At 48.5% G+C, this 2,932-nt stretch carries 4 protein-coding genes; 1 reads left to right on the top strand and 3 read right to left on the bottom strand.

Annotation, left to right across the window (positions count from 1 at the left end; translation table 11 throughout):
- Nucleotides 1–517 (bottom strand): type VI immunity family protein (locus C5471_RS22930; protein ID WP_166296520.1); only part of this gene is annotated, 517 nt, incomplete at its 3' end.
- Between C5471_RS22930 and C5471_RS24090 the strand changes: the two genes are divergently transcribed.
- Nucleotides 506–757: a hypothetical protein gene (locus C5471_RS24090; RefSeq protein WP_207627449.1), complete on the top strand. Its 252-nt coding sequence runs from the start codon at nt 506–508 to the stop codon at nt 755–757. The two genes, C5471_RS22930 and C5471_RS24090, sit on opposite strands and share 12 nt — an antisense overlap.
- Here the strand turns inward: C5471_RS24090 and C5471_RS22920 are convergent.
- Together C5471_RS22920 and C5471_RS22915 are read right to left on the bottom strand one after the other, a co-directional pair.
- Nucleotides 691–1,836, bottom strand: a complete 1,146-nt coding sequence (locus tag C5471_RS22920) for a type VI immunity family protein (RefSeq protein ID WP_133814251.1) — start codon at nt 1,834–1,836, stop codon at nt 691–693. The genes C5471_RS24090 and C5471_RS22920 overlap by 67 nt on opposite strands.
- A 15-nt stretch (nt 1,837–1,851) precedes the next feature.
- The coding region (locus C5471_RS22915) for a VRR-NUC domain-containing protein (protein ID WP_166296517.1) at nt 1,852–2,932 on the bottom strand (1,081 nt) is incomplete at its 5' end.

Genomic DNA, 2,932 nt, shown 5'->3' with positions numbered 1-2,932 from the left:
AGTAACCACAGTCCCCACTGTCAGGCTCAAGCTGTTCACACAGAAAGTCCAGCCAGGCCATAAAGCGAGCCATACCCTCTTGTTCCTTTAGATAATCCCAGGGCAGCACCAGACTCAGGTAGGAGCTACTGTCATCACCATCATCTTCATCGGAACCCAGATAACGCATCAGATAATGAGGCGCTTCATCTTCATTTTTGGCATCACTGACGACCCAACCACAAGGCTGATTTTTTTTCTTGGCGAGAATACCGTCCTCTATCTTAATAATATTTTCCGGTGAATATTTGCTTAACCCTTTCAGCTCATGAGTATGAAAACGCAGATGGGTACCAAATTCTTCACGAAAACGGCGATAGCAGGCCAGAATGCGTTGCTTTTTCTCTTGGGTGTAACCCTGTTTAAAAAACAGGGTAATTGAGATACCCAAGCGGGAGACGGTCAGTTCATCTCCATTAATAAAAAGAAAAGAGGTCAGTTGTGATCTCAACTGGGAAAAATAATCATGAGTATCCATATTCTCTCCTTTCATTATGAGGCGGTGGCGAATGTGACACTCACCAATGTTGCAAGGACAGCCGCTAATGTTGCGGCGCTGACCGCTGCGGCAGCAGTTAAAATTTCCACCAGTGCAATCAGCGCCGCAGTGACCGCAAGGGTGACGAGGATAACAACAGCAACTTCGGCAATTTACTCATTCCTATTTTCTGCTTCCCGTATCAGATGCCATACCGTTGTCCCCGGCTCTGCGCCCTGAATATCAAAGGCAGTTGCGCCCTGAACAAAGAAATACTGTTTGTCAGGCTGGCTGTCATTTCGCCAGAATCCGCTGACAAGCATCGGCTCACCGGTTCTCACCGGGGTGATATGCAGAGGGCCACGATCATAGCGGGCATACCAGGCCAACGTGGAAATATCATCAAAATGACCCGCGCCGTGAAAGTGCAGGGAATCACCTTCTCCCGGCACAAAACGTATCGGGCGTATCAGTTGGTTAATGGCAAAATAACTCGCCGGGACACTGCCCGGTAGTGGTGTCAGATCCGGGTATTTGCCTGCGCGGATCATCAGACCATTGGAGTAAGGGCTAATCACCACATCCGGGTAGCGTGCCAGTGTTTTACGTATCCAGATTTCCCCGCCCAATCGTGCGACAAACCGTCTGGACAGCAGGGTGATCCAGTTCATGCTCCGTATAGAATCGGCATAATCATCCAGTGTGGTATGAACCGTAGAGTTGACTTGCAGGGTGAGGTAGCGCAGGGTCAATTGGTACTCCAAAGGGAAATAATCATAGTAGTCTTTGGGTAAGACCAGACAGTAACCACAATCTCCCCAGTCAGGTTCAAGCTGTTCACACAGAAAATCCAGCCAGGCCATAAATTTGGTCATGCCGTCTTGTGCTTTCAGATAATCCCAGGGCAGCACCAGACTCAGGTAGGAACTACTATCATCACCATCATCTTCATCGGAACCCAGATAACGCATCAGATAATGAGGCGCTTCATCTTCATTTTTGGCATCACTGACCACCCAACCACAAGACTGGTTTTTTTTCCTGGCGAGAATGCCTTCCTCTATCTTAATAATATTTTCCGGTGAATATTTGCTTAACCCTTGCAGTGAATGGCTATGAAAACACAGATGGGTGCCAAATTCTTCGCGAAAGCGGCGATAGCAGGCCAGAATGTGCTGTTTTTTCTCCGGGGTGTAACCCTGTTTAAAAAACAGGGTGATAGAAATCCCCAGGCGAGAAACAGTCAGTCCATCGCCATTGAGAAAAAGAAAAGAGGTCAGTTGTGATCTCAGTTGGGCAAAGTAATCTACAGTTTCCATCATTTTCTCCGTGAATTATGAGGCGGTGGCGGATGTCACACTCGCCAATATTGCCAGGACGGTAGCTAATGCGGCGGCGCTGACTGCGGCTGCGGCAGCTAAAATTTCCACCAATGCAATCAACGCAGCAGCGACAGCAAGGGTGACTAGGATAACAACGGCAACACCGGCAATAATTACCACGACTTCCAGCATGCCTTCACCGACCGCTTTAAATATTTGCATCCAGCTAATACTTTTTAGCTCTTCCAAGGTGATATCCGAACCCTGTTGCACGGTCTGCCATTGGGCTTTTATCTCACTCTCCGTCCAGGTCACAATTTTCCCCGTCTGTTCATTGACCCAGGAAAACGCGTAACTGGCCTGATGGCTTATCGGGTCAATAATCTCTTCACACACCCACTTGCCAGCTTGATTGAACCAGATACCAAACTGGGCAAGGCGCTCCCGGGTACTATCGCGAACATAATTCAACCCATTTTCGGCCAGACCAGCCACTTCTTGCCCGAGAACAACCCAGTCTTCATAGCCAAGTGAAAGAGACCAGGGGGAAGTACTGACAAGCGGTGGATTTTTTGTCAGGGGTTGCGGAATGGTGCCTGGTACTCCCTCTTCGGGAGGCGTGGGGAAAGGTAAGGCGTTATCATCAGGCGGCAAGGGTGCCAGCGGTATCGGATTTTTATAGTGTTGTGAACCGGGTTGATAAAGTTTTTGCCATGCTTCATCATACAGTTTTTGCTGCTCAGTGCGGTTATCACTGACACGCATCACACCAAAGCGAGAGCGGGTAGCAATCTGGATATAATCTTTTTCTTGATCTTCACTAAGCTTATCTCCTGGAAATTTCACCTCAATCAGCATTTTCAGATTATCGGGGTGCACAGAACCATCAAAGTAAGAGGCATTCCTGCCCGGCCAGCGGAGAGCCTCATCTTTAACCAAAATAATATCGGGACGACGAATACGCTTAACCCCAAATTTCTCCGCATCAACAGCAGAAGGCCGGGCAAACGGATTACTGGATTGCGGTAAATTATCACCATAACGCTGCTTAGAGATTTGACTGGTCGCCAGCATAGGCAGAGGAGCGTCCTTT

It is taken from the genome of Photorhabdus tasmaniensis (assembly GCF_011189505.1).
GTDB classification, from domain to species: domain Bacteria; phylum Pseudomonadota; class Gammaproteobacteria; order Enterobacterales; family Enterobacteriaceae; genus Photorhabdus; species Photorhabdus tasmaniensis.
Note: the sequence above shows the minus strand (reverse complement) of the source record. Positions and strands in the feature narration are given on the sequence as shown.